This window comes from Natronobacterium texcoconense (assembly GCF_900104065.1).
Lineage (GTDB): Archaea > Halobacteriota > Halobacteria > Halobacteriales > Natrialbaceae > Natronobacterium > Natronobacterium texcoconense.
In genome coordinates this window covers 730,999-754,545 of the sequence record NZ_FNLC01000002.1, presented here as the reverse complement: position 1 = coordinate 754,545, position 23,547 = coordinate 730,999, and the positions used below count along the sequence as shown (strand labels likewise).

28 protein-coding genes and 2 tRNA genes are annotated in these 23,547 nt (G+C 63.9%); 20 read left to right on the top strand and 10 right to left on the bottom strand.

From position 1 onward, the window contains the following. The first annotated feature begins 108 nt into the window (after nt 1–108). Nucleotides 109–1,455: an LLM class flavin-dependent oxidoreductase gene (locus tag BLR35_RS11050; protein ID WP_090381669.1), complete on the top strand. Its 1,347-nt coding sequence runs from the start codon at nt 109–111 to the stop codon at nt 1,453–1,455. Between the two features lie 66 nt (nt 1,456–1,521). On the opposite strand, the gene BLR35_RS11045 is transcribed toward BLR35_RS11050, so the two are convergent. The 3 genes from BLR35_RS11045 to BLR35_RS11035 are packed head-to-tail and all read right to left on the bottom strand — an operon-like array spanning nt 1,522 to nt 4,304. Beyond that, entirely contained in the window at nt 1,522–2,172 is a 651-nt protein-coding gene (locus BLR35_RS11045) for a hypothetical protein (protein WP_090381666.1), read from the bottom strand. 8 nt (nt 2,173–2,180) lie between these two features. Beyond that, the gene (locus BLR35_RS11040; protein ID WP_090381663.1) at nt 2,181–4,082 is read right to left on the bottom strand and encodes a heavy metal translocating P-type ATPase; all 1,902 of its coding nucleotides are present in this window, start codon (nt 4,080–4,082) and stop codon (nt 2,181–2,183) included. A 6-nt stretch (nt 4,083–4,088) separates the two neighbouring features. Continuing rightward, on the bottom strand, nt 4,089–4,304 hold the full coding sequence (locus BLR35_RS11035) for a heavy-metal-associated domain-containing protein (protein WP_090381661.1): 216 nt from the start codon (nt 4,302–4,304) through the stop codon (nt 4,089–4,091). Nucleotides 4,305–4,462: 158 nt separating this feature from the next. Here BLR35_RS11035 and BLR35_RS11030 point away from each other — a divergent pair, with 158 nt between their 5' ends. Beyond that, nucleotides 4,463–5,014, top strand: a complete 552-nt coding sequence (locus BLR35_RS11030; protein ID WP_090381659.1) for a winged helix-turn-helix domain-containing protein — start codon at nt 4,463–4,465, stop codon at nt 5,012–5,014. A gap of 48 nt (nt 5,015–5,062) precedes the next feature. Here the strand turns inward: BLR35_RS11030 and BLR35_RS11025 are convergent, their stop codons facing one another. After that, nucleotides 5,063–5,539 carry a GNAT family N-acetyltransferase gene (locus BLR35_RS11025; RefSeq protein ID WP_090381657.1) on the bottom strand — a complete coding sequence of 159 codons (477 nt, stop codon included), beginning with the start codon at nt 5,537–5,539 and terminating at the stop codon, nt 5,063–5,065. Nucleotides 5,540–5,686: 147 nt separating this feature from the next. Between BLR35_RS11025 and BLR35_RS11020 the strand changes: the two genes are divergently transcribed. Then, nucleotides 5,687–6,106 (top strand): archease, encoded by a 420-nt coding sequence (locus BLR35_RS11020; RefSeq protein WP_090381654.1) that lies wholly within the window; start codon nt 5,687–5,689, stop codon nt 6,104–6,106. A 49-nt stretch (nt 6,107–6,155) separates the two neighbouring features. Further along, entirely contained in the window at nt 6,156–7,340 is a 1,185-nt protein-coding gene (locus BLR35_RS11015) for an iron-containing alcohol dehydrogenase (RefSeq protein WP_090381652.1), read from the top strand. 38 nt (nt 7,341–7,378) lie between these two features. Here BLR35_RS11015 and BLR35_RS11010 read toward each other — a convergent pair whose 3' ends face one another. Beyond that, entirely contained in the window at nt 7,379–8,068 is a 690-nt protein-coding gene (locus tag BLR35_RS11010) for a DUF4013 domain-containing protein (protein WP_090381650.1), read from the bottom strand. Between the two features lie 239 nt (nt 8,069–8,307). On the opposite strand from BLR35_RS11010, the gene BLR35_RS11005 reads away from it, so the two are divergent. The 4 genes from BLR35_RS11005 to BLR35_RS10990 all read left to right on the top strand — a co-directional run bounded on the left by BLR35_RS11005 (nt 8,308) and on the right by BLR35_RS10990 (nt 11,659). Next, entirely contained in the window at nt 8,308–9,774 is a 1,467-nt protein-coding gene (locus tag BLR35_RS11005; protein ID WP_090381646.1) for an RtcB family protein, read from the top strand. A 105-nt stretch (nt 9,775–9,879) separates the two neighbouring features. Next, complete coding sequence (locus BLR35_RS11000; protein ID WP_090381644.1) at nt 9,880–10,104, top strand: AbrB/MazE/SpoVT family DNA-binding domain-containing protein; 225 nt, start codon at nt 9,880–9,882, stop codon at nt 10,102–10,104. After that, nucleotides 10,101–10,472 (top strand): hypothetical protein, encoded by a 372-nt coding sequence (locus tag BLR35_RS10995; protein WP_090381641.1) that lies wholly within the window; start codon nt 10,101–10,103, stop codon nt 10,470–10,472. Before BLR35_RS11000 ends, BLR35_RS10995 begins: the two co-directional genes overlap by 4 nt. Nucleotides 10,473–10,504: 32 nt before the next feature. After that, complete coding sequence (locus BLR35_RS10990; RefSeq protein ID WP_170831020.1) at nt 10,505–11,659, top strand: M48 family metalloprotease; 1,155 nt, start codon at nt 10,505–10,507, stop codon at nt 11,657–11,659. Here BLR35_RS10990 and BLR35_RS10985 read toward each other — a convergent pair. Continuing rightward, nucleotides 11,656–11,871 (bottom strand): hypothetical protein, encoded by a 216-nt coding sequence (locus BLR35_RS10985; protein ID WP_090381635.1) that lies wholly within the window; start codon nt 11,869–11,871, stop codon nt 11,656–11,658. The genes BLR35_RS10990 and BLR35_RS10985 overlap by 4 nt on opposite strands. A 132-nt stretch (nt 11,872–12,003) precedes the next feature. Here BLR35_RS10985 and moaA point away from each other — a divergent pair, with 132 nt between their 5' ends. Further along, nucleotides 12,004–13,008, top strand: coding sequence for a GTP 3',8-cyclase MoaA (moaA, locus tag BLR35_RS10980; protein WP_090382937.1), 1,005 nt, complete (start codon nt 12,004–12,006; stop codon nt 13,006–13,008). Nucleotides 13,009–13,358: 350 nt separating this feature from the next. Here the strand turns inward: moaA and BLR35_RS10975 are convergent, their stop codons facing one another. Continuing rightward, entirely contained in the window at nt 13,359–14,249 is an 891-nt protein-coding gene (locus BLR35_RS10975) for a DUF7351 domain-containing protein (protein WP_090381634.1), read from the bottom strand. A gap of 154 nt (nt 14,250–14,403) precedes the next feature. On the opposite strand from BLR35_RS10975, the gene BLR35_RS10970 reads away from it, so the two are divergent. Continuing rightward, nucleotides 14,404–15,447, top strand: a complete 1,044-nt coding sequence (locus tag BLR35_RS10970; protein ID WP_090381631.1) for a hypothetical protein — start codon at nt 14,404–14,406, stop codon at nt 15,445–15,447. A gap of 247 nt (nt 15,448–15,694) precedes the next feature. Here the strand turns inward: BLR35_RS10970 and BLR35_RS10965 are convergent, their stop codons facing one another. From BLR35_RS10965 to BLR35_RS10955, 3 genes are read right to left on the bottom strand one after another with little or no spacing between them, the layout of a single operon-like run. After that, complete coding sequence (locus BLR35_RS10965) at nt 15,695–16,300, bottom strand: DUF7519 family protein (RefSeq protein ID WP_090381630.1); 606 nt, start codon at nt 16,298–16,300, stop codon at nt 15,695–15,697. Continuing rightward, nucleotides 16,300–18,300 (bottom strand): DUF58 domain-containing protein, encoded by a 2,001-nt coding sequence (locus BLR35_RS10960; protein WP_090381628.1) that lies wholly within the window; start codon nt 18,298–18,300, stop codon nt 16,300–16,302. The genes BLR35_RS10965 and BLR35_RS10960 overlap by 1 nt, the downstream gene beginning before the upstream one ends. Next, complete coding sequence (locus tag BLR35_RS10955) at nt 18,297–19,256, bottom strand: DUF4129 domain-containing protein (RefSeq protein ID WP_090381627.1); 960 nt, start codon at nt 19,254–19,256, stop codon at nt 18,297–18,299. Before BLR35_RS10955 ends, BLR35_RS10960 begins: the two co-directional genes overlap by 4 nt. Before the next feature lie 202 nt (nt 19,257–19,458). Between BLR35_RS10955 and BLR35_RS10950 the strand changes: the two genes are divergently transcribed. From BLR35_RS10950 to BLR35_RS10905, 10 genes are all read left to right on the top strand, one after another. Beyond that, nucleotides 19,459–19,541 (top strand) — tRNA-Ser (locus BLR35_RS10950). 73 nt (nt 19,542–19,614) lie between these two features. Then, entirely contained in the window at nt 19,615–20,136 is a 522-nt protein-coding gene (locus BLR35_RS10945; RefSeq protein ID WP_090381624.1) for a 30S ribosomal protein S13, read from the top strand. A gap of 2 nt (nt 20,137–20,138) precedes the next feature. After that, nucleotides 20,139–20,660, top strand: coding sequence for a 30S ribosomal protein S4 (locus BLR35_RS10940; protein ID WP_090381620.1), 522 nt, complete (start codon nt 20,139–20,141; stop codon nt 20,658–20,660). A 3-nt stretch (nt 20,661–20,663) separates the two neighbouring features. Continuing rightward, on the top strand, nt 20,664–21,053 hold the full coding sequence (locus BLR35_RS10935) for a 30S ribosomal protein S11 (protein ID WP_005579703.1): 390 nt from the start codon (nt 20,664–20,666) through the stop codon (nt 21,051–21,053). 3 nt (nt 21,054–21,056) lie between these two features. Beyond that, on the top strand, nt 21,057–21,806 hold the full coding sequence (locus BLR35_RS10930; protein ID WP_090381618.1) for a DNA-directed RNA polymerase subunit D: 750 nt from the start codon (nt 21,057–21,059) through the stop codon (nt 21,804–21,806). Between the two features lie 172 nt (nt 21,807–21,978). Continuing rightward, nucleotides 21,979–22,063: transfer RNA gene (locus tag BLR35_RS10925), tRNA-Leu, on the top strand. A gap of 90 nt (nt 22,064–22,153) precedes the next feature. Next, the gene (locus BLR35_RS10920) at nt 22,154–22,507 is read left to right on the top strand and encodes a 50S ribosomal protein L18e (RefSeq protein WP_090381615.1); all 354 of its coding nucleotides are present in this window, start codon (nt 22,154–22,156) and stop codon (nt 22,505–22,507) included. Continuing rightward, the gene (locus BLR35_RS10915) at nt 22,504–22,947 is read left to right on the top strand and encodes a 50S ribosomal protein L13 (protein ID WP_090381613.1); all 444 of its coding nucleotides are present in this window, start codon (nt 22,504–22,506) and stop codon (nt 22,945–22,947) included. The genes BLR35_RS10920 and BLR35_RS10915 overlap by 4 nt, the downstream gene beginning before the upstream one ends. Beyond that, nucleotides 22,941–23,339 carry a 30S ribosomal protein S9 gene (locus BLR35_RS10910; RefSeq protein WP_090381612.1) on the top strand — a complete coding sequence of 133 codons (399 nt, stop codon included), beginning with the start codon at nt 22,941–22,943 and terminating at the stop codon, nt 23,337–23,339. Before BLR35_RS10915 ends, BLR35_RS10910 begins: the two co-directional genes overlap by 7 nt. A gap of 12 nt (nt 23,340–23,351) precedes the next feature. Beyond that, nucleotides 23,352–23,546: a DNA-directed RNA polymerase subunit N gene (locus BLR35_RS10905; RefSeq protein WP_005579710.1), complete on the top strand. Its 195-nt coding sequence runs from the start codon at nt 23,352–23,354 to the stop codon at nt 23,544–23,546. Nucleotide 23,547: the final 1 nt, after the last annotated feature.

Genomic DNA, 23,547 nt, shown 5'->3' with positions numbered 1-23,547 from the left:
CTCGACCGCTCGTGAGGAGTCTACTCGAGCGAATCCCCGCGTCGTCGATCGCACCCGAATTTCTCCGGTGTCGGATTCCTTTTTCCCGAACAGGGAAACGTGCAGACGATGAGCGACCACTTGCACTTCAATCTCTTTACGATGAACTCGGTCGAGCACGTCTCGCCGGGTTCCTGGACGATTCCGGGGGATCAATCTCACCGGTACACCGACCGCGAGTACTGGACCGATGTCGCACAGACGGCCGAACGAGCCGGTTTCGACGCTATCTTCTTCGCCGACGTGCGGGGCATCTACGACGTCTACGACGACGACCGCGACCCCGCAATTCGGCGGGCGATTCAGACCCCCTCGAACGCGCCGCAGGCGCTCGTCCCCGCGATGGCCGAGGTGACTGACGACATCGGGTTCGCGATCACGCGCTCGACGAGCTACGTCCACCCCTACCAGCTCGCCCGTGAACTTTCGACGCTCGATCACGTCAGCGACGGCCGCATCGCGTTCAACGTCGTCACCTCCTATCTCGAGAGCGCCGCCGAAAACCTGGGACTGGGCGACCGGATGGAACACGACGAACGCTACGACCGTGCCGACGAGTTCATGGACGTCTGTTACCGTCTCTGGGAAGATTCGTGGGAGGACGACGCGGTCGTCCGCGACGCCGACGCCGGCACCTACACCGACCCCGAAAAGGTCCACGCCATCGACTACGACGGCGAGTACTTCTCGATTCCCGGCCCGCACGGTTGCGAGCCCTCGCCACAGCGAACGCCGGTCATCTACCAGGCCGGGTCCTCGGATCGCGGCCGCGAGTTCGCGGCGAAAAACGCCGAGGGCGTGTTCGTCTCCCAGCCGACGAAGGAAGCTACCCGCGACTACATCGAGGACATGCAGGAGCGCGTCGAAGCACACGGCCGCGACCCCGACTCCCTGAAGTTCTTCCCCGGCATCGTCGTCGTCACGGCCGAGACCGACGCAATTGCCCAGAAGAAGTACGAGACTTACAAGGAACACATCAGCGTCGAAGGCACACTCTCCCTGCTGTCGGGCTTCATCGACATGGACCTCTCCGAACTCGAGCCAGACCAGGCGGTCGAACACATCGAGACCGACGCCATCCGCGGGACGATCAACGCCTTCACGAAGAACGACCCCGACCGCGAGTGGACCGTCGAAGAGGTCGCGCAGTTCGCCGGCCTCGGCACCACCTCACCCGTGATCGTCGGCGGCCCCGAGACCGTCGCGGACGAACTCGAGTCCTGGCGAGACGAGGTCGGCGTCGACGGCTTCAACCTCAAGGAAGTGACTCGTCCGGGCACCCTGCAGGACTTCGCGGAGTACGTCGTTCCGGTCCTTCGCGAGCGCGGAATGATCCGCGAGGGGTACGACGGCGAGACACTGCGGGAGAATATGTTCGAGCGGCGTGGCCTGCCGGAGGGACATCACGGCGCGTAGTCGTAGTCCAATTTCTGCGCCAAAACCGGAGAATTGCACCTTGTTCGGCGAAACTTCCTCTATCCTCTACGATTCTGTCCTACGTTCGACCGAGACATACCGCTCGCCCTCGAGAATTTCCCCTACTCGCCCGTGCCAGTCGTCGGCGAACGCCGCGCGTTCCTCGTCGGTCGCCGTGCCGTCGATTAATTTCGGCAGGTTTCCGATCGCCGGCCCGCCGTCGGGGATCGCGGCGACGTCGTAGGTGACTCGCACGGTTTCGTCGGTGTCCGTTCGCGTGAACTCGAAGCTGATCCCGTCGGTGCCGATCGCGCCGTACCGCAACGTATGCTGTCGGTCGCCGTGGCCGCCTGCCAGACCACCGAAGCCGTCCTCGCCTGCGGCTCCCGTCACGTACGAGATCAGCCGCGCCGTTACGCCGTAGGCCGAATCGTCGCGAGGGCCGCCGGCCAGTACCGCGACGTCACCGCGGACGGGGAGTTCGTCGGCGTCCGGGTACAGCGCCTCGAGCCCGTCTTTCGCGATACGATATGCGCCCGCCGTCGTGGGACAGGAGTGGCCCGCTGCTTTCACGACGTCCTCGTAGGTGACGACGATCGGATCGCCGGGCTCGAGGACGGCCAGTGCCTCGGCCGCAGGGTCGCGCAGTCGGATCGGTTCGACGTCGTAGTCGACGGTCCAGTTCGTTCGGTCGGTTTCGTGAGTCGGTTTGCTCATTGTGGTGGTTAGTACCGCAGTAGTCGCATGCCGTTCAGGATGACCAGCAACACGCTGCCGATGTGGACGAGCATCCCGCTTGCCATGTGGACGTAGCCCGCGAAGACGCCGGCAAGCAGTAGGACGACCGTCGCCACGGCGATGGTGACGTTCTCGCCGATGTTCCAGCGGGTCGCCTTGCTGAGGCCGACGGCATACGGGATGCGCTCGAGGTCGTCGGCCATCAGCGCCATGTCCGCCGTCTCGATGGCGGTGTCCGTTCCCGCAGCGCCCATCGCGATCCCGACGTCGGCGGTCGCGAGCGACGGAGCGTCGTTGATCCCATCGCCGACCATCGCGACGACGTGATCCTCCGCCCGAAACGACTCGATGGTCTCCTGTTTCTCCTCGGGGAGCAGGGCTGCCCGGTAGTCGTCGATTCCGACGGTATCGGCGACCGCTCGAGCGGTGCGTTCGTTGTCGCCGGTCAGCATCACCGTTCGGACGCCGGCGTCCTGCAGCGCGGCGACGACGTCCGCTGCGTCCTCACGGAGTTCGTCTCGTAGCGAGACGACGCCGACGGCGTCGTCCCCGAGGACGACGTAGACTGCCGTCTCGCCGCTCTCTTCGCGTTCGCGGGCGTAGGCGGCGACCTCCCCGGGGAGGTCGATTTCGTGTTCCGCGAGCAGCGCCCGGTTACCGACGACGATTCGGCGGCCGTCGTGCCGGGCGACGACGCCTTTCCCGGGGGCGACCTCGAACTCGTCCGGGTCGGGGATCGTTCGGGACTCGAGCGCGAGTCCACCGTCGGTCGCGTACGCTCCGTCCGACCCGGTGCTGCGGTCTCGAGCGGCCTCGAGGATCGCGTCGGCGAGGTGGTGTTCGCTCCGTTTCTCTGCGATCGCAGCGTACCGGAGGACGTCGTCTTCGTCGACGGCGAATCCCTCGACGTCCGCGACGGTCGTCTCGCCCTTCGTCAGGGTACCGGTCTTGTCGAACGCGACGAGGTCGATCTTGCCGGCCGTCTCGAGGTGTTCGCCGCCCTTCATGAGGACGCCCGAGCGCGCGGCGTTACCGATCGCACTGACGATGCTGACCGGCGGTCCGATCACCAGCGCGCCGGGACAGCCGATCACGAGCAGCGTCAGCGCGAGGATCGCGTTCCCGGTGACCGCGTACGCGCCGACCGCCAGCACGACGATCGCGGGCGTGTAGTACGTCGCGAACCGCTCGATGATCGTCTCCGTCGGCGCCTTCGCCTCCTGGGCCTCCTCGACGCGGCGGATGATCCGCTCGAGGGTCGTGTCCCGACCGGTACCGGTCGCGACGACCTCGAGGGCTCCCTCCTGGTTGATCGTGCCGGCGTAGACCTCGTCGCCCGCGTCCTTGTGGACGGGGACGCTCTCGCCGGTGACGGGGGATTGGTCGATCGCGCTCTCGCCGCCCGTCACCTCGCCATCGACGGGCACTTTTGCACCGGGTTTGACGACGACCGTTTCGCCCGGTTCGACCTCCCGTGCGCGGACTTCTACCTCTTCGCCGTCGCGCCGAACGATCGCCGTATCCGGCGTCAACTCGAGTAACTCCTCGAGCGCCGACCGGGTCTTGCCCATCGTTCGTGCCTCGAGATAGTTCCCCAGCGCGAACAGGAAGACGACGGCCGCGGCTTCCCAGTACTCGCCGATGAGGATCGCACCGACCGCGGCCAGGGTGACGAGCGTGTTGATACCGACCGTCCGGGCCCGCAGCGTGTAGTAGGCCTTCTTCGCGACGTCGTAGCCGCCGACGGCGGCTGCGAGTACCATGAACATGGCGCTCGCACTCTCGAGACCGAAGAGATAGCCGAGACTCCAACCAACCGCGAACAGCAGCCCGCTAGCGGCGACGACTACCGGCTGTCGGTACTTCTGGAACTGACGCTTCGCGTTCACGCGTCGTCACCGTGGGCGGGGCGTGTACCCCTGGTTCGAGATGGCCCGTTCGAACGTCTCCGGATCCACGGCGGAGCCGTCGTATTCGATCTCGACGCGGCCCGTGGTGTAGTGGACCTCGACGTGTTCGACGCCGTCAGTTCGGGAGAGTGATCGTTCGACGTTGCTCGCACACGTCGGACAATCGAAGTCGGTCACGCGGTATTCGGTGATGTCCGTCATCTGTTCTCGAGCGGTTCTACGAACCCGCGGCACAAGTATATCACTCAAATGATGTGTTTTCGTCCAGTGACGTCCGCTTTCACCGGTGAAACGACTCGTCTAGGGGGTCCCGCCAGTCTGACGACTTATACGGAACGACCACCAACTTCCGACAATCGATGGCAGAATTCACGTCGGACGTCGCGATCGAAGACGTCGCGGTCCGGGACACGAACGTCTCGAGTGCGGTCGACGAACCGATCCGGGCGATGATCCTGGACATGCTCGCAGAGGAAGCACTCTCGGTGTCGGACCTCGACGAGCGACTCGAGCGCCGGGGGTACGACCGGACGCTCAACACGGTCCGGCACCACGTCAACGAACTACGGGACGCCGGTCTCGTCGAGGTCGCGCGACTCGAGGAACGCGGCGGTGGAACGACCAAGTACTACCGGGCGAACACCATCGTTCTTTCGTACGCGATCCCCGACGACCGCCGAGAGGACGTCGCGGCGATGGCCGCCGAGATCGCACCCGAGATTGCGGAGATCGTCTCGGAACTCGAGGCCGACCACGGCGAGAGTATCGAACGGATCGCCGACGAGATGGCTCCCTGCGAGCACTGCCGGAGCCAGAAGTACGAGACGTACCTGCTGTTGACGATCCTGCGACGCGGGTTCGTCGAGGGCGTCGTTCGGGATCGGAACGGGTCCGCGAACGGAAACGAGTAGTAACTCCTCGAGCAGGGCTATCGAGGACGCTCTACCGACGATTCCGGGCTACCGGCGCATCAACTCGGAGATCCGGTCGGCGATGCCGACGTCGGAACCGAGTTTCAGGTAGTAGGCGTCGCCGCCGTCCTCGTAATAGTCGTCGATTCGCCGTTTGATCTCGAACCCGAGGTGTTCGTAGAACTGGAGGGCGTTCTCGTTGCTCGTACGGGCGTGACAGGTGATCGAATCGTGGTCGTCTGCGACTCGAGCGACCAACCGTTTGCCGATCCCCTCGCCGCGGCATTCGGGTGCGACCGCGAGAAAGAGAATGTAGCCGTCGCGCCGAACGGCTGCGAACCCGACGAGTTCGTCGTTGAAGACGTAACAGTGGACCTTCGAGCGGCGGTATGCGTCGGTGAAAAAGTCGTGGCGCTGTTTGAGAACCCCTTCCTGGCTACTGATCCGTTCCTTGAGCTGCCAGGCTTCGTCGACGTAGTCGTCGCTCCCCGGCGCGACGACTCGACTGTCGATGTTGACGCTCACTACCACACCCTAACATCGTCGCCAATATAATTCCTCCGGGACTGGTTCCCCGGCTGGAACGGGCTAAAACAACTAACTAGGGAATTTCCCCGGAGTCCGATACTCGAAACGACGGGCATACGGATCGGGGCCCCGTAGCCGTGGGAAATGCCGTTCGAACTGCGAGACCACACGGCCGACATCGCGGTCGAAGCGACCGGTGAGACGCTCGAGGACGTCTTCGCCGCGGTCGCCGACGGACTGGCGGCCGCGTCCTGCGAGACGATGCCCGACGACGGCGACGGCCGGTTTTCGGTGTCGGTAACCGCCGAACGTCGCGAGGCACTGCTGTTCGACTACCTGGACGAACTCGTCTACCTCAGGGACGTTCGGAACGAACTCCCCGTCGAGCACCGGGTCGAGTCGATCGACGAGTCCGACGGGGGTGACTGGTCGCTCGAGGCCAGCGCCCGCGGGATTCCGCTCACGGAAATCACCGCCCGCGAGATCAAGGCTGTGACGTACTCGGAGATGCGACTCGAGCGAGTCGACGACGGGTGGGAAGCCTACGTCGTCTTCGACGTCTGACCGGTGCCGGCGGCAGTACACTTTTTCGCTTCCCCCGTCACTCACCACCATGCACGGATACGAGTTCGGCGAGCCCGGATCGACCCCGTTCCGGTTTACGACGACGGACACGCGGTTCGGCGACGGTGTCACGGCCGACCTGGACGACGTTCTCGAGCGCTACGGCGTCTCGAACCCCCTGATCGTCACCGACCGCGGCGTCGAGGACGCTGGCCTCCTCGAGCGCGTCACCGACGGAATCGACGCGGAACCGATCGTCTACTACGCCTCGACGGAACCCTCGACCGAGGACTTCGAGAATCTCCCGACCGCAGCGGTCGACGGCGTCGTCGCCGTCGGCGGGGGTTCCTGTCTCGACACGGCGAAACTCGCAGCGGTCCTGCTCGCCCACGGAGGCGACCCCGCAGACTACGTCGGCGTCGACGCAGTCCCCGGACCGATCGCGCCGCTAATCGCGGTCCCGACGACCAGCGGCACCGGCTCGCAGGCCACCCAGACGGCGGTCGTCACCCACGACGGCGTCAAACGCGGTGCCAGCGACGAACACCTCCGACCCGACGTGGCGCTGGTCGATCCCGAACTCACGTTCGGACTGCCGCGGGCGGTGACCGCACGCTCGGGCTTCGACGCGTTCGTCCACGCCCTCGAGTCGCTGCTTGCTCGCGACTATCGCTGGGTCGAGCCTCGGCCGATCACCTATCAGGGGGCGAATCCCGTCTCCCGGAGCCTCGCCTGGCGCGCGCTCGTGCTGGTACACGGCTCGCTCGAACGGGCCGTCTTCGACGGCGACGACCGCGAGGCCCGGCGCGCGATGAGTCTCGGCTCGCACCTGGCGGGAATGGCCTTCTCCGCATCCGGACTGGGAGCAGTCCACGCGCTGGCGAGTACGGTCGGCGGGATGACCGACCGCCCGCACGGCGAGTGTCTCGGTGCGTCGATCCGCGCTGGACTGACCTACAACCTGCCAGTGCGTCGCGAGGAGTATACCGCCGTCGCCGCCGGTCTCGGAGTCGGTAGCGAGGAACCCGAACCCGAGGCACTGATCGCCGAGTGCGAACGCCTCCGGGACTCGATCGGACTGCCAGGTTCGTTCGACGAGGTCGGCCTCGAGCGCTCCGACGTCGACGAAATCGTCGAGAACACGCTCGTTCAGGAGCGACGATTGGCGACGAATCCGCGAACCGTCACCGACGAGTTAGGGGAGTTCCTGCTCGAGGTCGAACTCGAGGAGTAGTATTCGCGTGAAAACGGGATTGGTCGTCTGCAGTCAGATCAGGCTCGGTGGATCCGGTTGTAGACTCGCCCCCAGAGGGACGCGTCGATTCCGTACCAGTAGAAGTAGATCATCGGCCAGAGGATGATCCAGCCGACGATCGTCAACAGCGAGAGTCCGAGCAGGACCATCGCCACGATGACACCGATTCCGTTGATGACGAATGCGTACAGGAGAAAGCCGAATACGTACGTCTTGTCCGTAACAAGGGTCTGCAGTCCCGACACGTCGTAAGCGCCGAGCCAGGAATCGCTCATCGAGTAATTGACGTAAATCGCGGGCAACGGGTAGGCGAGCGCGATGCTGGCCACGAGGTAGGCCGCGAGGTGGACTTCCATGGCTACGACGACGACCAGGCTGTAAACGACGATGACGGGGATGAACACCAGAAACAGCCCCAGCCCGTCGACCAGCATTCCGCCCCAGTCGTCGAACTCTGGCGGTTCGGGCCGTCCCTCTCCCGCTGCTTTCGTCGTTCGAACGAAGTAGCCAGCGAGGATCAGTGCCGGAACGATCAACCAGAAGAACAGTCCGAGGACGCCGCCGATAAATACGGTTTTCCACCCGTTTCGTCCGGGATAACTGATCGAAAAGCCGAACAATCCGTCGTCGTCACCACCGGATGGCTGGACGGTTCCGTCACTACTCGCTGCCGATTCCCAGTCCGAACCCGGGTTCTGTGAGCTCATACTCCCTGCACGAACCTCTCTTAGAAAAATGTCATGACTTCTTTCTTTCAAGCGTCCGATCCAATACAGATCGGGATTTGGGTTTCAGGAAGGCCTACTGTCTATTTTGGATGCGCGACAGTGTTGCTTGCAACCGGCGAACTGCTCTCCAGACGATCGACAACCCATCGCTGACACCGACAGTCAGTTCGATCGTCTGAAGACGAACATCTTTCATCGTCGCGGACGGAGTCTCGAGTATGAGCAAATCCACCTACGACGCCGACGGTATCACGCTCGAGCAGGTGCGTGAGTACGTCTGGGAGATCCCACAGGAGGGCGATATGCGAGCGCCCGCACGAGTGCTCGCGAGCGAGGCGCTGCTCGACGAGATCAAGGAGGACAAGACCCTAGAGCAGATCAAGAACACGACCCACCTGCCGGGGATCACGAACTACGCGATCTGTATGCCCGACGGTCACCAGGGGTACGGCTTCCCCGTCGGTGGGGTCGGCGCACTCGACGCCGAAAACGGCTGTATTTCGCCGGGAGCGGTCGGCTACGACATCAACTGCGGCGTCCGGATGATGCGGACGAACCTCACCTACGACGAGTTGCAAGGTCACGAGGAGGAACTCGTCGACTCGCTGTTCGCCAACGTTCCGTCGGGGCTGGGCGGCGGCGGCATCGTCGAAGCCGGCGTCGACACCGTCGACGAGGTCCTCGAGCGAGGCGTCGAGTGGGCCGTCGAGAACGGTCACGGCGTCGAGGGAGACCTGCTGCACTGCGAGGACGAAGGCCACCGGGAGGAGGCCGACGCGTCGAAGATCAGCCAGAAGGCAAAGGACCGCGGGAAGAACCAGATCGGCTCGCTTGGCTCGGGTAACCACTTCCTCGAGGTCCAGCGCGTTACCGACGTCTTCGACGAGAAGGTCGGCGAGGCCTACGGTCTCGAGGAGGACCAGATCGTCGTCCTCATCCACTGCGGATCGCGGGGACTGGGTCACCAGACCTGCAACGACTACCTGCGGAAGATCGAACAGCAACATCAGGGGCTGCTGAATCAGCTTCCAGACAAGGAATTGGCCGCGGCACCTGCAGGATCGCAACTCGCCGACGACTACTACAAGGCGATGAACGCCGCGATCAACTTCGCGTGGGTCAACCGCCAGCTGATCATGCACCGCACGCGGCAGGTGTTCGAGCGCGTCTTCGACCGCCCCTGGGAAGAGATGGAGATGGATCTCCTGTACGACGTAGCTCACAACATCGCAAAGAAGGAAACCCACGAAGTCGACGGGGAACAGCGGGAACTCTTCGTCCACCGCAAGGGCGCGACTCGAGCCTTCCCCGCCGGCCACCCCGAGGTCCCGAAGGCCTACCGCGACGTCGGCCAGCCGGTCATCATCCCCGGCAGCATGGGCGCAGGTAACTATGTCCTCCGTGGCGGCGAGAACTCGATGGACCTCACCTTCGGCTCCACCGCCCACGGCGCAGGTCGGCTGATGAGTCGCACCCAGGCCAAAGACGAGTTCTGGGGCGGGGACGTCCAGCAGCAACTCGAGGAGCAAGACCAGATCTACGTCAAGGCCCAGTCCGGAGCGACGGTCGCCGAGGAGGCGCCGGGCGTCTACAAGGACGTCGACGAGGTCGTCCGCGTCTCGGACGCGCTGGGCATCGGCGACAAGGTGGCACGGACGTTCCCCGTCTGTAACATCAAGGGCTGATAAACTGACGGAAAACACCGCCCTATTTTCCCACTCGATTGCTAGTGTTTCCATTCTATTCGTGCTGGCGGAAGAATAATGCCATTTTGGCGCGTACTGGCAACTATGCGAGTCAGCACCGACGACGGGCGTATCTATCTCCCCAAGTCCGTCCGGAAGGAGTTCGGGGAGGAGTTCGAACTCATCGACCGGGGTGACCGTCTCGTTCTCGTTCCCGTTCCCGACGATCCGCTCGAGGCACTTCGCGAAGAGGCCCGCAAGAGCGACAAAACGGCCGACGAACTCAAAGAGGGCGCACTTGACGAAGCGCTCGAAGAGGCTGGACAGTGACGTACGCCGAGACGGACTTTCTGCTCGCTTTGATCAAAGATGACGACTGGCTCCAGGAAGCCGCGGAAGAGGTATACGAAAAGCGGCAAGACGAGCTGTGGACCGGCCGGGAAACGCTGATCGAACTGATGCTGGTTGCGTATCGAGAAAACTGGGACGTCCTTCGAACGGTGACGGCTGCTCGGTCGCTCGTGGATATCCGTAGCGAGACCGAAGACGTTCTCGCAGCGGCCAGCTACGTAGAGGACGACGGATTTACGCCCTTCGATGCGCTCCATCTGGTCGCGTCTGGAGACGATCCGATCGTTTCGAGCGAGTCCGACTACGATGGATGCTCCGATCGGATCGAACTCGAGAACCGAACGTAACCATTATTCTTCCGACCTGTCAAACGAAGGTCGTGAGTCCCTCCCTGCTCGCTACTGCCGATCGTGGTCTCGCCGTCCGGATCGGCACGTCGTTGCTCGTCCTCGCGACACTGACCGTCGCGTTCGTCTGGGTCACTCTTCGGCTGCTCGAGTGGACGGGTTCACTCGTCTCGGCCGACCTGACACACGTGAGCAGGTCGCCGCTCGTCCTCGGCCTGGTGACGGTCGGGCTGCTGGCTGCCGGGACCGTCTACGGCTACCACCGAACGCTCGAGCGGACTGGAGCCGAACCGACGCCGCGGGATGATCGCCCGGAACTGTACGCGATCGCCGACCGGCTCGCAGCCAGCGCTGGCGTTCCGACGCCGACGATCGCGGTGATCGACAGCGACGTGCCGAACTCGCTCGCGGTCGGGCGGCCGTCGAACGCGACGATCGTCGTCTCGACGGCGTTGCTCGAGGCGCTGTCGGACGACGAACTCGAGGCCGTCCTCGCCCACGAGGTTGCACACGTCGCGAACCGCGACGCGCTCGTCATGGAACTGGCCGGCGCGCTCGCCGGGATCACCGAGACGATCGTCCGGGTGAGTAACTGTCTTCGCGACTGGGCGATCGACTTCTCCGACGGCCACTGGCGCAAGCGCCCCGGCGAAGCGCTCTGGATCGCGGGAATCTCCGTCGTCACGTTCACGGTCGCGGCACCGTTCTGGATCGGCGCCCGCAGCGTTCATCGTCTGCTCTCGCAGTACCGCGAACTCGCAGCCGACCGTGCAGGTGCCGTGCTGGCCGGATCGCCCGGTGCGCTCGCGAGCGCACTCGTCACGCTCGAGGAGGCGACACCGCAAGACGCGGACCTCCGGGCACGCGACGGGACGCAGGCGATGTGTATCCTGCCACAGGCGTTCGAACTCGAGGAAGACGAGTCGGAGGACGAAGAGTTCTACCTTCGGGACGTCGACTACCAGTTCTCCGGATCGAGTGGGGATGAGTCGACCGACGGCGAGGACGAGTCGTCGGAGTGGTTCGACGACGGGCCGATCGACGCGGGGGAGTACGAGTTCCGGTCCCGATCGACGCTCGACCGGGCGACCGAGGCGGTAGACGCGAGCCGGTCACTTCGGTTTCCGAACACGCATCCGTCGATCGACGAGCGGTACGATCGGCTGCTCGAACTCGAGAGTAGCTAGTTCACGCGAAACGGGCTCTCGTCGTCACCGTCCCCCTCTTCGCCGTCGCTCTCGTAGGGCTTTCGAGCGGTGATCGTCACCGTCGCTTCCGGATCGTCTTCGTCGGCCCACGGGCTGTCGTAGGCGGAAATCTCGAGGTCGGTTACGTCCCAGCCCTCTTCCTCGATGAGTTCGACGAGTCGTCGCTGGTCGTCGAGCATCTCGTCGTCCATGGGTGTCGGTTCGGGACGGTCGAGGGTATGTGTTGTGCCGTCGGCGCCAGCCGATTCTACGAAACCGAATTTGGTTACGATGGTCCCGATTTACCCGGCGAGTTTAAGCGGATCCGCCTGCAACAGTGTGGCATGCTCACCGACGAGTTCGGGCGCGAGGTGACGGGGGTACGCGTCTCGCTGACGGATCGGTGCAACTTCGATTGCGTCTACTGTCACAACGAGGGGCTGGGAGACACCCGCGGCCCGATGGACCCACAGGACGACGAGATGAGCGCCGACGACGTCGTCCGGTTTCTCGAGGTCGCCGTCGAGTTCGACGTCGATTCGGTGAAGTTCACCGGCGGCGAACCGATGCTCCGACAGGACTTAGAGGAGATCATCCGACGGACGCCAGACCAGATGGAGGTCTCGCTGACGACGAACGGCACCTTCCTCCCCGGTCGCGCCGAGGATCTCGTCGACGCTGGCCTCGAGCGGGTGAACGTCTCCCAGGACGCGCTCGACCCCGAGGACTTCGCTGCGGTCACCCAGAGCGGTGCCTACGAGAAGGTGCTCGAGGGCGTCGAGGCCGCTCTCGACGCTGGCTTAGACCCCGTCAAGCTCAACATGGTCGTCTTCGAGCACACTGCGGGCTACGTCCCCGAGATGGTCGACCACGTCGCGGAAAACGACGGCCTGCAGCTCCAGCTCATCGAGTACATGCCCGAACTCACCGGCAAGCCCGAGTGGAACATCGACATCCAGCGCGTCCACGACTGGCTGGCCGAGCAAGCCGACGAGATCGAACACCGGGAGATGCACGACCGCAAGCGCTACTGGATCGGCGAGGGCGACTCGAGTGACGACCCCAACGCCGGCCGCGGGATGGTCGAGATCGTCGACCCCGTCGAGAACCCCACCTTCTGTGCCAACTGTCACCGCGTTCGGGTAACCCACGAGGGCTATCTCAAGGGCTGTCTCAACCGCAACGACGACCTCCGTTCGATGGGCGAGATGACGAAACCGGAGATCCGCGAGACGTTCCGCGAGACCGTCGCAAACCGGGTCCCCTACTACGGCGAGTACATGATCAGGAACGGGGACGGCGAGTGGGAGATCAACGAGAAGTACCTCGAGGAGTCGGTTCGGGTTTAGCAAGGGTTAGGAGCACGATTTCTACTCGATGGGGAATTCCGTGGCTGCGCGTGCGGACTGACGTCAGTTATTCTACCGATTTCAGGACCGATTCTTCACGACTTGGTGAATAGCGGACACGGGCCACGGTTAGACGCTCTCGGCGAGGTTTCGACCTGGATCGTGTGGGGTTGAATGAGGCCGCGGCGAGCATGCCGTCTCGACTCGCCGCTTCATCGACCAATGTGTCGATTTCCACCCAATAAAAACCCTACGAGTGCGAGAGTATCTTCATCTCCGATGGTAGCCGGCACGGTCAGAAGTCGAGTACGGCCCTCTTGCTCGGAATATTCGAGGGAAGCAGGGCACCTCTACTGCTCGGAACAGTCGAGAACTGTGAGATTCTCGTCCAATATGGCAGTTAGTTTCGTGTCTGCGATCGACACCGTAACTTCTACCCGGACTGGATCCTCGCTGTTGACACGTTCTTTGGAGTTGAGAGTCCGCGTGATGTGCCAGGGCGAAATTTTTCGGTAGTCGATACCTGCGTCGTACAACAGCGACACGACGGCCGGATGGCCCAGAATTGCCGTCGTTGCAGCAGTGTACGACGCCGCTTCACACTCCTGGCATTCGTAGACGATCTCGACGTTCTCGCCGGTCTCCACCTCGTCGTCGAGGGACTGCTGGACTACGCTTCCCTCGACCGGACCGCTACAGAGATGGCAGAACCCGCGTACGGTCTTCTGGAGCTGCGTCAGAGTGAACGACCCGAGCAGTCCCGGATTCCGGTCGACATCGTGTGCGCCGACGAGAATCGGGGGAGCAGACATGATTTGTCTCTCCTCGCAGGAGTTACAGGTGGCGCGCACGTGACCCTGGTGGTACCCGAGTTCGAGCTCTCCCTCGCAGGAGGGATCTGGGCAAGAATCCGCCGCCGTCGTCTCGAGCGTCGTTTGCGTATCAGTGTAGATACCGGAGACTGCTGCCCCGATGATTCGTGCACCGGCGTAGGTCAGGGTGTAGCCATCTTCGTGACGTGTGACAAACCGGGGAACCAACTCGTCGAGGTGGTAGTGGAACTGACCCGAATCCCGGACACCGACCCGGTCTTTGAGTGTCGAGAACGGAACAGAGCCGGGGTCAGGAGATGGGTTGTCCGTGTAGATCTCCCAGAGCGTCCACAGAATGTCGAGTCGGATATCGTTTGCGACCACGCTGAACGTCTCTTCGAGCTCCGCTGTCGAATCTTCCCCGACCATGGTCGTCCTTCGGGTGGTTCAGTTTTCAGTGTTCCCGTCGACAGTCGTCCGAGCCGGAACTCTCAAAAATACTATTGAAAAGGGGTTCAGTAACAGACCTCACAGAAATGTTTTTCAAATTATGTTTATGGGGGTGCAGTCCGCCCGTTATTCCATGCAAGACGGAAACAGTGACACCGCGTCGGTAGATCGGGGCGAAGAAGAGCGTCACAGGTCGAACGAGGCGACACTCGTCGAAGCAGACCCCGAGCGTGGGTTTAATTACCCCTACTATCTCGCCATGCCGGAAGGGATCGGAAGCGAATCGAGTACCCGGTGGGCGGAGTGCGGTTCCGGGACGAGACCCTTACTCGTCGAACCCCACAACGTCGGACAACAGATCGAAGACTTCGAGGAGCATCTCGAACTGGCCGGACAGCGAATCGAGAACGGATACGGCCGCCGGATCGCCGACGAACTCGGATCCCCATATCTGATTCCCGTCTTCCCTCGTCCGTTCGAGGAACCAGTCGACTGGACGCACATGATCCACATGCTCTGTGCCAGAACGATGCAACTCGACGAGGGGCCACTCGAGCGCGTGGACCGACAACTGCTCTGTATGGTCGAGGACGCACGGGAGCGACTCGCGGACGCCGGCTATCCGGTTCCCGAGGAGTTCATGCTGAACGGTTTCTCCTCGCAAGCAGCCTTCGTCAACCGATTTACTGCCTTGCATCCCGACCGCGTTTGCTCGGTGTCGGCCGGTGGGATCAATGGGCTGGTGATTCTGCCAGAAGAGCGTGCCGAGATCCGTGGATTCGGGGAACGAAACCTGGACTATCCCGTGGGTATCGCGAACGTCGAGGAGTTAGTCGGAAAGCCATTCGACCTGGAAGCGTTCCGCAACGTAGACCAGTTTCTGTACATGGGTGAAGACGACGACAAGGACGCACTTCTGTACCCCGACGCATGGACCGATCCGGAACTCCGTGGAGTCGCTGTACTCACTTACGGGGAAGACGTTCACGAAGAGCGGTTTCCGTACTGCAAGTCCGTCTACGAAGAATACAACGTAAACGCGGTCTTCAGGGTATACGAGAATACAGGGCACACGCCAGAGCCAGCGGTGAGCGACATTGTCGAGTTCCACAGACGCGCACTCGACGGCGAGGATATCGAACCGATCCGAGCGGACCTTGGCGGGAACGTCGCCTGAATCGCCACACCTGCGGATTCAGCACCGTTAGTTGGAACCGGATCGGCATCAGTGGTCCGCCCGGGTTCGAGTACTGAGGCCGTCCGTCTGCGACGACAATTCTTCACGACTTCGTGCTGACTTCACCCTCCGTATGCAGCACGCGGCTTTTGACAGCGGGGCGATCGACGGAAACTCCAATAATCGCCTATTCCGAACGGCACCCGAATTTCACACTCGGTCCGAACGTATGTACGGTCAGCCACCGCTAGTACCCGCGACTCGAGCGCCAGTCTCCCCGTTCCTTCCCGGCACCTAACCCGATCGTGATGAAAAGCGCCGCGAGCAACAGCAACACGAGCGCGGGAACGGGCTGGCCGCCGCCACCGAAGACGTAGACGGCGTAGCCGAACGTGCCCGCCAGTAGCCCGACCAGGAGACTCGAGGCGAAGCCGACGGCCTCGAGGCGGAGCGTCGGTGGTTCGCGGCCGAGTTGCTCGCCGAGGTCGATCGCGGCGTGGGCGCGGTCCCAGGCGAGAACCGTCGCGATCGTACCGACGAGCGTCGGTTCGACTGCGGTTGCACCACCCTGGAGGCCAGCGAGCAGGATGCCCAGGAAGACGACGAGCGCGCCGACGTCGACGGCGTCCCGGTTTCCAATCGCGAGGCCGACGGCGAGGACGACGACGCCAGCGACGCCGACCCCGAGTGCAGTGACGGAGACGAGACCGGCGACGAGCGCCGCGACGGTCGCGGTGACGACGGCGGCGACGCTCGAGGCGATCGTCGGTTTACGTGTGAGGTCGACGCCTTCGTCGGGATCCGGACGCCCGACGTCCACGTCGTCGACGGCCGGGTCGTCGGCGTCGCTCATTAGAGCCCACCTCCGGCGTGGGCATACCGAGCGAACGTTTCGTCGATCGATTCGTCGTCGGGCCAGTCGACGACCCGGACGCCGGCCCGCTCGAGGTCGAACCGACGGACGCGCCGGGCGACCTGGGCCAGTCGCTGGCCGGCAGTTTCGTCGGCGGTCGGGTCGGGGCTGACGACCGTCACTGGATGACCACGCGCCTCGAGTCGGCGGGCGACGTCGGCCGAGCCGCCGTCACACAGCGGCGAGAGCAGGACGATCCCGGTCTCGGCCGAGAGCCGCCGCCGAAGGGTTCGCAACTGGGTGAGCCACGGAACCTCCCGCTCGGGCGGAGCGGCGTCGAACTGGGGATGCGTCGCGAGCAACTCCCGGAACTGCAGTTCGTGGTGGCGTCCGGAGGCGGGAGCGAGCCAGCAGGCCTCGTCGCTCGATCGGCGCTGCTTGCCCGAACCGACCGGCCCGATCCCGGCGAGTCCGACCGAGTGGCCGTCCTCTAAGAGGGTGGCACCGATTCGACCTGCAGCGGTGATCGAGCGGTCGACGGCGTGGGTGCCGTCGGCTGTCGGCGCGACGTAGGCTGCTTTCCGGGCGTCGACGAGAACGATCACGCGGGCCGAGCGTTCCTCGTGGAACTCGACCGTCGTCAGTTCGCCGGTCTTCGCGCGGCGGTTCCAGTCGATCCGCGAGAGCGGGTCGCTGGGGCGGTACTCCCGAACGGAGTGAAACGTCGTCCCGGAGCCGCCGTCGGCGGTCGTCAGCCGGCCGGCAAACGACGTCGCGGTCGCCCGTATCGGGACCGACGTGGCGATCGGGCGCAGTTCCGGTTCGCAGACGACGGTCGTCTCCGCCTCGCGTTCGGAGCCGAGGAAGAACTCCCGTTCCGTCGACCGCGAGAGGTCGCGCGCGATCACGAGCGCGGGGTCGAACTCGTGGCTCCCTCGCTGGACCGTCACGGTGTACTCGAGCGTCGTCGACTCGCCGGGGCGAAGCGCGGTCCCGAGCCGACTCGCCCCCTCGGTGACGACCATCCCGGAGGGGACGCCGTCGACGATCCGGAGGTCGGGAACGAACCCGCCGCCGTCGTTCGTGATCGTGACGGTGACGTCGACCTCGTCGCCGGGTTCCGGATGCGTCTCGCTGAGTTCGCGCTCGAGGGAGAGGTCGAGCGTCGGCGGGTCGAACGCCCGGGCAAAGCCCGCGTAGCCGACGCCGACGACGCCGGCGAGAACGACGGCCGGCGATTCGGCGATCGCGCCGATCCCGACGGCAGTCAGCGCGACGACGCCGATCCCGGTCCAGTAGCCGGTCGCGGCCCGTCGGGATGGCTCGATTCCGTCGGCCGTATCGTCGGTCGTTCGCCGGGACGGTTCGTCGTTCGAAGCGGATCCGCGCCAGTAGCTGTAACTCGGCAGGTTCCGCTCCCCCTCGTCGGCGTCCGCATCGGACTCGTATCCGATCGCAGCGATCTCGGCGACAGTGTGGGAGACGCCCGACTGGAACCGCGACCCCTCGAATCCGAAGAACCGGCCGACACGAGCACGGATCGAATCGTCGGTGTACTCGAGTTTCTGCGAGAGAAAGGCGGCTGCGAGCGGGTCGTCGGTCCAGGTTCCGTCCTCGAGTCGCCGTTCGGCCGTCTCCGGCGAGTCGCCCTCGAATCGGGTGAGGACGGCGACGGCGGCGTCCCGGAGCCCGTCCGAGATCCGCCGACTGACGCTTCCGTGGCGGCTGGAAACGCGCCGGAACGTCGAGAGGGCGTCGACGACCGTTTCACCGGGAACCTCGACGGTAACGGTTCGTTCCGGCTCCGGCGTACCGATCTGTGTCCGGGCGCCGCGTCGCCGGGAGAGGCTCCGGTAGGCGATCGCGAGCACGGCCAGGGAGACGACCACGACGGTCATCTCGCTCAGCCCGATCGTCAGCAGGCCACTACTGACCGCTATCGCGCCGACGAACGCGGCAAGTCCCAGGAACAGGAACGTGGTACGACGGTCGGTCCTCATCGACTGTCCCCCCAGCCGCTATCGTCTGGCTCGCTGAAATCGGTCGGCTCGTCGTCGACGTCGGTGTAGACCGATTCGATCTTCCGGAGGACGGTCGTCGCCCGCCGTTCCATCTCCGGCGTCGTTTCCTCGTGGCCGTACCTGACGTCCTCGAACAGACGAGTGAGTTCTTCGACGTGCTCGCGGTCGATGCCGGCCTCGATCGCAGCATCGGCGAACTCGCGAGGCGTGCTCGACTCCGGCCGATCGACCTCGAGCGGGCGGGTCATCTCCCGCCAGGCGCGATAGATCTCGTTGTCGACGTCGGTCCCGCCCTCGATCCGGTCGGCTGCTCGACCTGCAGCGGAGCCGACGGCTGCGGTACCCGGGACTCGGTCCTCGCCGTCGTCGGGTTCGGCCGGCGTCTCGCCGGGAGTCGCTTCCGAATCCCTGTGACGGCTGAGAAAGAGTCCGCCGACGACGATCGCGGTCACGAGCGCGAGGACCGCAAGCAGCGGTTCGCCGGCGACCGCATCGCCGTTCCCGGTTCCGAACCCGTCACCGTCGCCGCCGTCGAATCCCCCGACTGGCTCTTCGACGGCACCTTCCGGCGGCGGTAACTCGGGCATCAACTGGACGATTGCGAAGACGGCGAGGGCGACGAACAGACAGAGCGCGATCACGCGGAGGGCGTCGCGTCTGTGGGTAAGCAGATACCAGACCACGATAATCGCGCCGAGAATCAGCAGGGCGTAGATGAGGTACTCGAGAAACGGTGGCACGTCGAGAGGGTCGGCTGGCTGGGAACCGGGTGGCTGGTCGGTGACGCCGACTCCCTCGCCGTCGCCGGGGCCGGCACCGCCCGAATCGCCGAACTCGACGGGCGATTCGACGGTCGCAGCGGCCAGAGCGATCGCGGCGATACCGCCGATGGCGGCGGCCAGCCGAACGACGGAGGGGAGTCGATCTCGGGGCACTAGTTACCTCCAGCAGCCCCGCCATAATAAAGTCAGCCCACTAGTAGGTTCGTCGGCGTGCTGGTGGCTGGCATGGGATATCCCGCCGACGGCCCGAGACTTTCGTTGCGCTTAAGTAGTCGACCGGGGTACGTTCGGGTGCAATACGTGTAGGGGAGTGATCCCCGAGTCCGAGAGGGCGACGATACCAGACAGAAACGGTGTCGTGGTAGCCAAGCGGCCCAAGGCGCATGGTTGCTAACCATGTGGCGTCAAGCCTCCGGGGTTCGAATCCCCGCCACGACGTCGGATTTACCGAGACTGGCCTTTCGCCAGTCGACTTTGCAACGCCTGCAGACCAGACACAGATACACGACACATGAGCGCAGAAGAACCCCAAGAACAAGAGGAGGACGAAGACCTTCAGTACTTCGTCCGTATCGGTCAAACCGACCTCGACGGGACGAAGTCGGTCGAGCGCTCGCTGTCGGAGATGAACGGAGTCGGTCGACGGACCGCCCGAATCATCGCCGACGAAGCGGGCGTCGATCGAACGGCGACGTTCGGTCGACTCGACGACGACGTCATCGACGAGGTCGTCGAACTCGTAGAGAACTACGCCGACGAAGTTCCTGACTGGCTCAACAACCGCCAGTCGGACTTCTACACCGGCGAAACGACCCACGAGATCGGCAACGATCTCCAGCTGACTCGTCAGCACGACATCAACCGGATGAAGATGATCGACTCCTACAGGGGCGTGCGTCACAAGCGCGGCCAGAAGGTTCGCGGTCAGCGAACCAAGTCCACCGGTCGTACGGAGGGCACCATCGGAGTCAACGTCGAAGAGATCCGCGAAGAGGCTGCCGAAGAAGGCGACGACGAAGGGGAGGGTGAATAACGATGCCACTCGGAACCGACACCAAACAGTACGAGACGCCGAATCACCCCTACCAGGGTGAACGCATCGCCACCGAACACTCCCTGAGTGACCGCTACGGCCTCAAGAACAAAGAGGAGCTCTGGCGTGCCCAGTCTCAGCTTCGTTCCTACCGGCGCGAGGCACGGGAACTGCTCGGCCAGGCCCAGGGCGACGAAGTCGTCGCCCGCCGCTCCGAGGAGTTCCTCGGACGACTCAAGCGCGTCGGCATCCTCGACGAAGCCGACGAACTCGGCGACGTCCTCGGCCTCGAGGTCGAAGACGTCCTCGAACGCCGACTCCAGACGGTCGTTTACCGCAAGGGATTCGCGAACACGCCCGAGCAGGCTCGCCAGTTCATCACGCACGGTCACATCGTGGTCGGTGGCCAGCGCCACCAGGTGCCATCCTACGTCGTCGACGTCGACGAGGAGAACCTCGTCGAGTTCGACGAGAACAGCCCGCTCGCGGACGAGCTTCACCCGGAACGCGCGGAGGGTCAGTAAACCATGAGCCAGGACGACGAAAAGTGGGGCATCGCCCACGTGCACGCATCGTTCAACAACACCATCATGACCGTGACGGACCTCACGGGCGCGGAGACGATCGCCAAGTCCAGCGGTGGAACGGCGGTCAAGCAGAACCGCGACGAAGCATCGCCGTACGCTGCGATGCAGATGGCCGAATCCGTCGCCGAAGAGGTCAAGGCCGCAGGCATCACCGGACTCCACGTACGAGTCCGTGGCCCCGGCGGAAACCTCCAGAAGTCCCCCGGTCCGGGCGCACAGGCGACGATCCGTGCGCTCGCTCGCTCCGGTATCGAGATCGGACGAATCGAGGACGTCACGCCGATCCCACACGACGGATCGCGCGCTCCCAAAGGCAAGGGCGGCTACTAGACCATGACTGAGGAGTACGACGTCGAGTTCGTCGAACGCGACGACCGAGACGCGCGGTTTCTCGTTCGCGGCGTTACGCCCGCGTTCGCCAACGGGATTCGTCGCGCGATGCTCGCCGACGTGCCCACGATGGCGATCGATACCGTTCGGTTCATCGAGAACTCGTCGGTCATGTTCGACGAACAACTCGCACTTCGACTGGGGCTCGTCCCGCTGACGACCCCACCGGAAGGCGAGTTCGGCGAGGACGACACCGTCACGCTCTCGATCGACGTCGAAGGACCAGCCACCGCCTACTCCGGCGATCTCGAGACGAGCGACGAGCTCGTCGAGCCAGCGGACGAGAACGTCCCGATCATCGAACTCAAGGACGGCCAGCGCCTGGAAGCCGAAGCCGAGGCAATGCTCGATCGCGGCAAGGAACACGCCAAACACCAGGGCGGTGTGGCCGTCGGCTACCGACACCTCCAGCGCGTGGAGGTGAAAGGCGACGTACCGGAGTTCGAGGAGGAAGAAAGCCGGATCGTCCGTGGCGTAATCGAGGACGACGGAGAGCTCGTTCCGACGAGCGAGTTCGATCACGACCTCTCGAACCGATATCCCGGTAAAGAGGTCGAGGTCGAGGACGTCCCGAACGCCTTCGTCTTCCGCGTGGAGACGGACGGCTCGTTCCCCGTCGAAGAGCTGGTCACGCGTGCCGCGGACACGATCGAGACGCGCGCGACCGAACTCGAAGAAGCAGTACAGCTATAGACTAGTATGAACCCACGCCCCCGACCCGAATCCGACGAAATCGAGCGCGAGGACGCACGGAGAGCCGTCAGTGCCGTGTGCTACGAGGCTGACGCGTTCGCGTCTCGCGGCTCGGTTTCGTCCGATGGAATCGAAAGGGGTTTGAAGGGGCGGCGGGTAGACAGAAGTGCAAGCAGGGATAGCCAAGTCTGGCCAACGGCGCAGCGTTCAGGGCGCTGTCTCGTAGGAGTCCGCAGGTTCAAATCCTGCTCCCTGCATCACTTCTCTCGAATTGATTCCACGGTCAGTACAACGACCACGACCGGTGACGCTCCGTCGCCGGTCGATTGCAGATTTGGAGGCAACCAATGAGTAGCAAGACTAACCCGAGACTTAACGATCTCATCGCCGACCTGAAGTCGACGTCCCGCGAGACGGACGCCGACGTCTGGCGAGACGTTGCGGATCGTCTCGAGAAGCCCCGGCGCACTCACGCTGAGGTGAACCTGGGACAGATCGAGCGATACGCACGCGAAGAAGAGACCGTCGTCGTTCCCGGCAAGGTGCTGGGATCCGGCGCACTACAGAAGAACGTCACCGTCGCTGCAGTCGATTTCTCTTCGTCCGCAGAGACGAAGATCGACCAGGTCGGTGACCCAGTACCGCTCGAGCAGGTGCTCGAAGAGAACCCCGATGGATCCGACGTACGGGTGATTCGATGAGTATCGCAGAGTTCGACGCAGACGTCGTCGTCGACGCCCGAGACTGTATTCTCGGTCGCGTCGCGAGCCAGGTCGCACAGCGTGCGCTCGACGGCGAGCGCGTCGCCATCGTCAACGCCGAAGACGCAGTCATCACCGGTAGCAAGGAAGACGTCTTCCAGACGTACCGGAAGCGTCTCCAGCTCGGTTCCGACAGCGGGCCGTACTACCCGAAGCGACCGGATACGATCTTCAAGCGCTCCGTCCGTGGCATGCTTCCGTACAAGAAGCCCCGCGGTCGCGAAGCACTCGAGAACGTCCGCGTCTACGTCGGCAACCCCTACGAGGACGAACAGGAGGCGGAAGTCCTCGAGGATACGTCGCTGGATCGGCTTTCGAACATTCGCTTCGTCCAACTGGGCGAAGTCTCCGACCAACTGGGTGCTAACGTCACATGGTAACCAACACGAGTGGCAAGAAAAAGACGGCCGTCGCTCGCGCCACCGTGCGCGAGGGAGAGGGCCGCGTACGAGTTAACTCCAAGCCCGTCGAGCTCGTCGAGCCCGAGATGTCGCGGCTCAAGATGCTCGAGCCGTTCCGCATCGTGGGCGAGGAGCTGCGCAGCGAGATGGACATCGACGTCGACGTCGAGGGTGGCGGAATTAGCGGACAGGCAGACGCCGTCCGTACCGCCATCGCTCGCGGTATCGTCCAGCACACGAACGACGCCGAACTCCGCGATGCGTTCATGGAGTTCGACCGGTCGCTGCTGGTCAACGACGTTCGTCAGTCCGAACCAAAGAAGTGGGGCGGCCCGGGCGCTCGGGCTCGCTACCAGAAGTCCTACCGTTAAGGTGATCAACTCATGATGGTACCGGTTCGGTGTTTCACCTGTGGCAGCGTCGTCGGCGAGCACTGGGAGGAGTTCGACGAGCGGGCGAACGAAGGCGACGAAGATCCCCAGGAAGTGCTCGACGACCTCGGCGTCGACCGCTACTGCTGTCGGCGCATGCTCGTGAGTCACACCGACCTCGTCGACGTCGTCTCTCCGTACCAGTAAC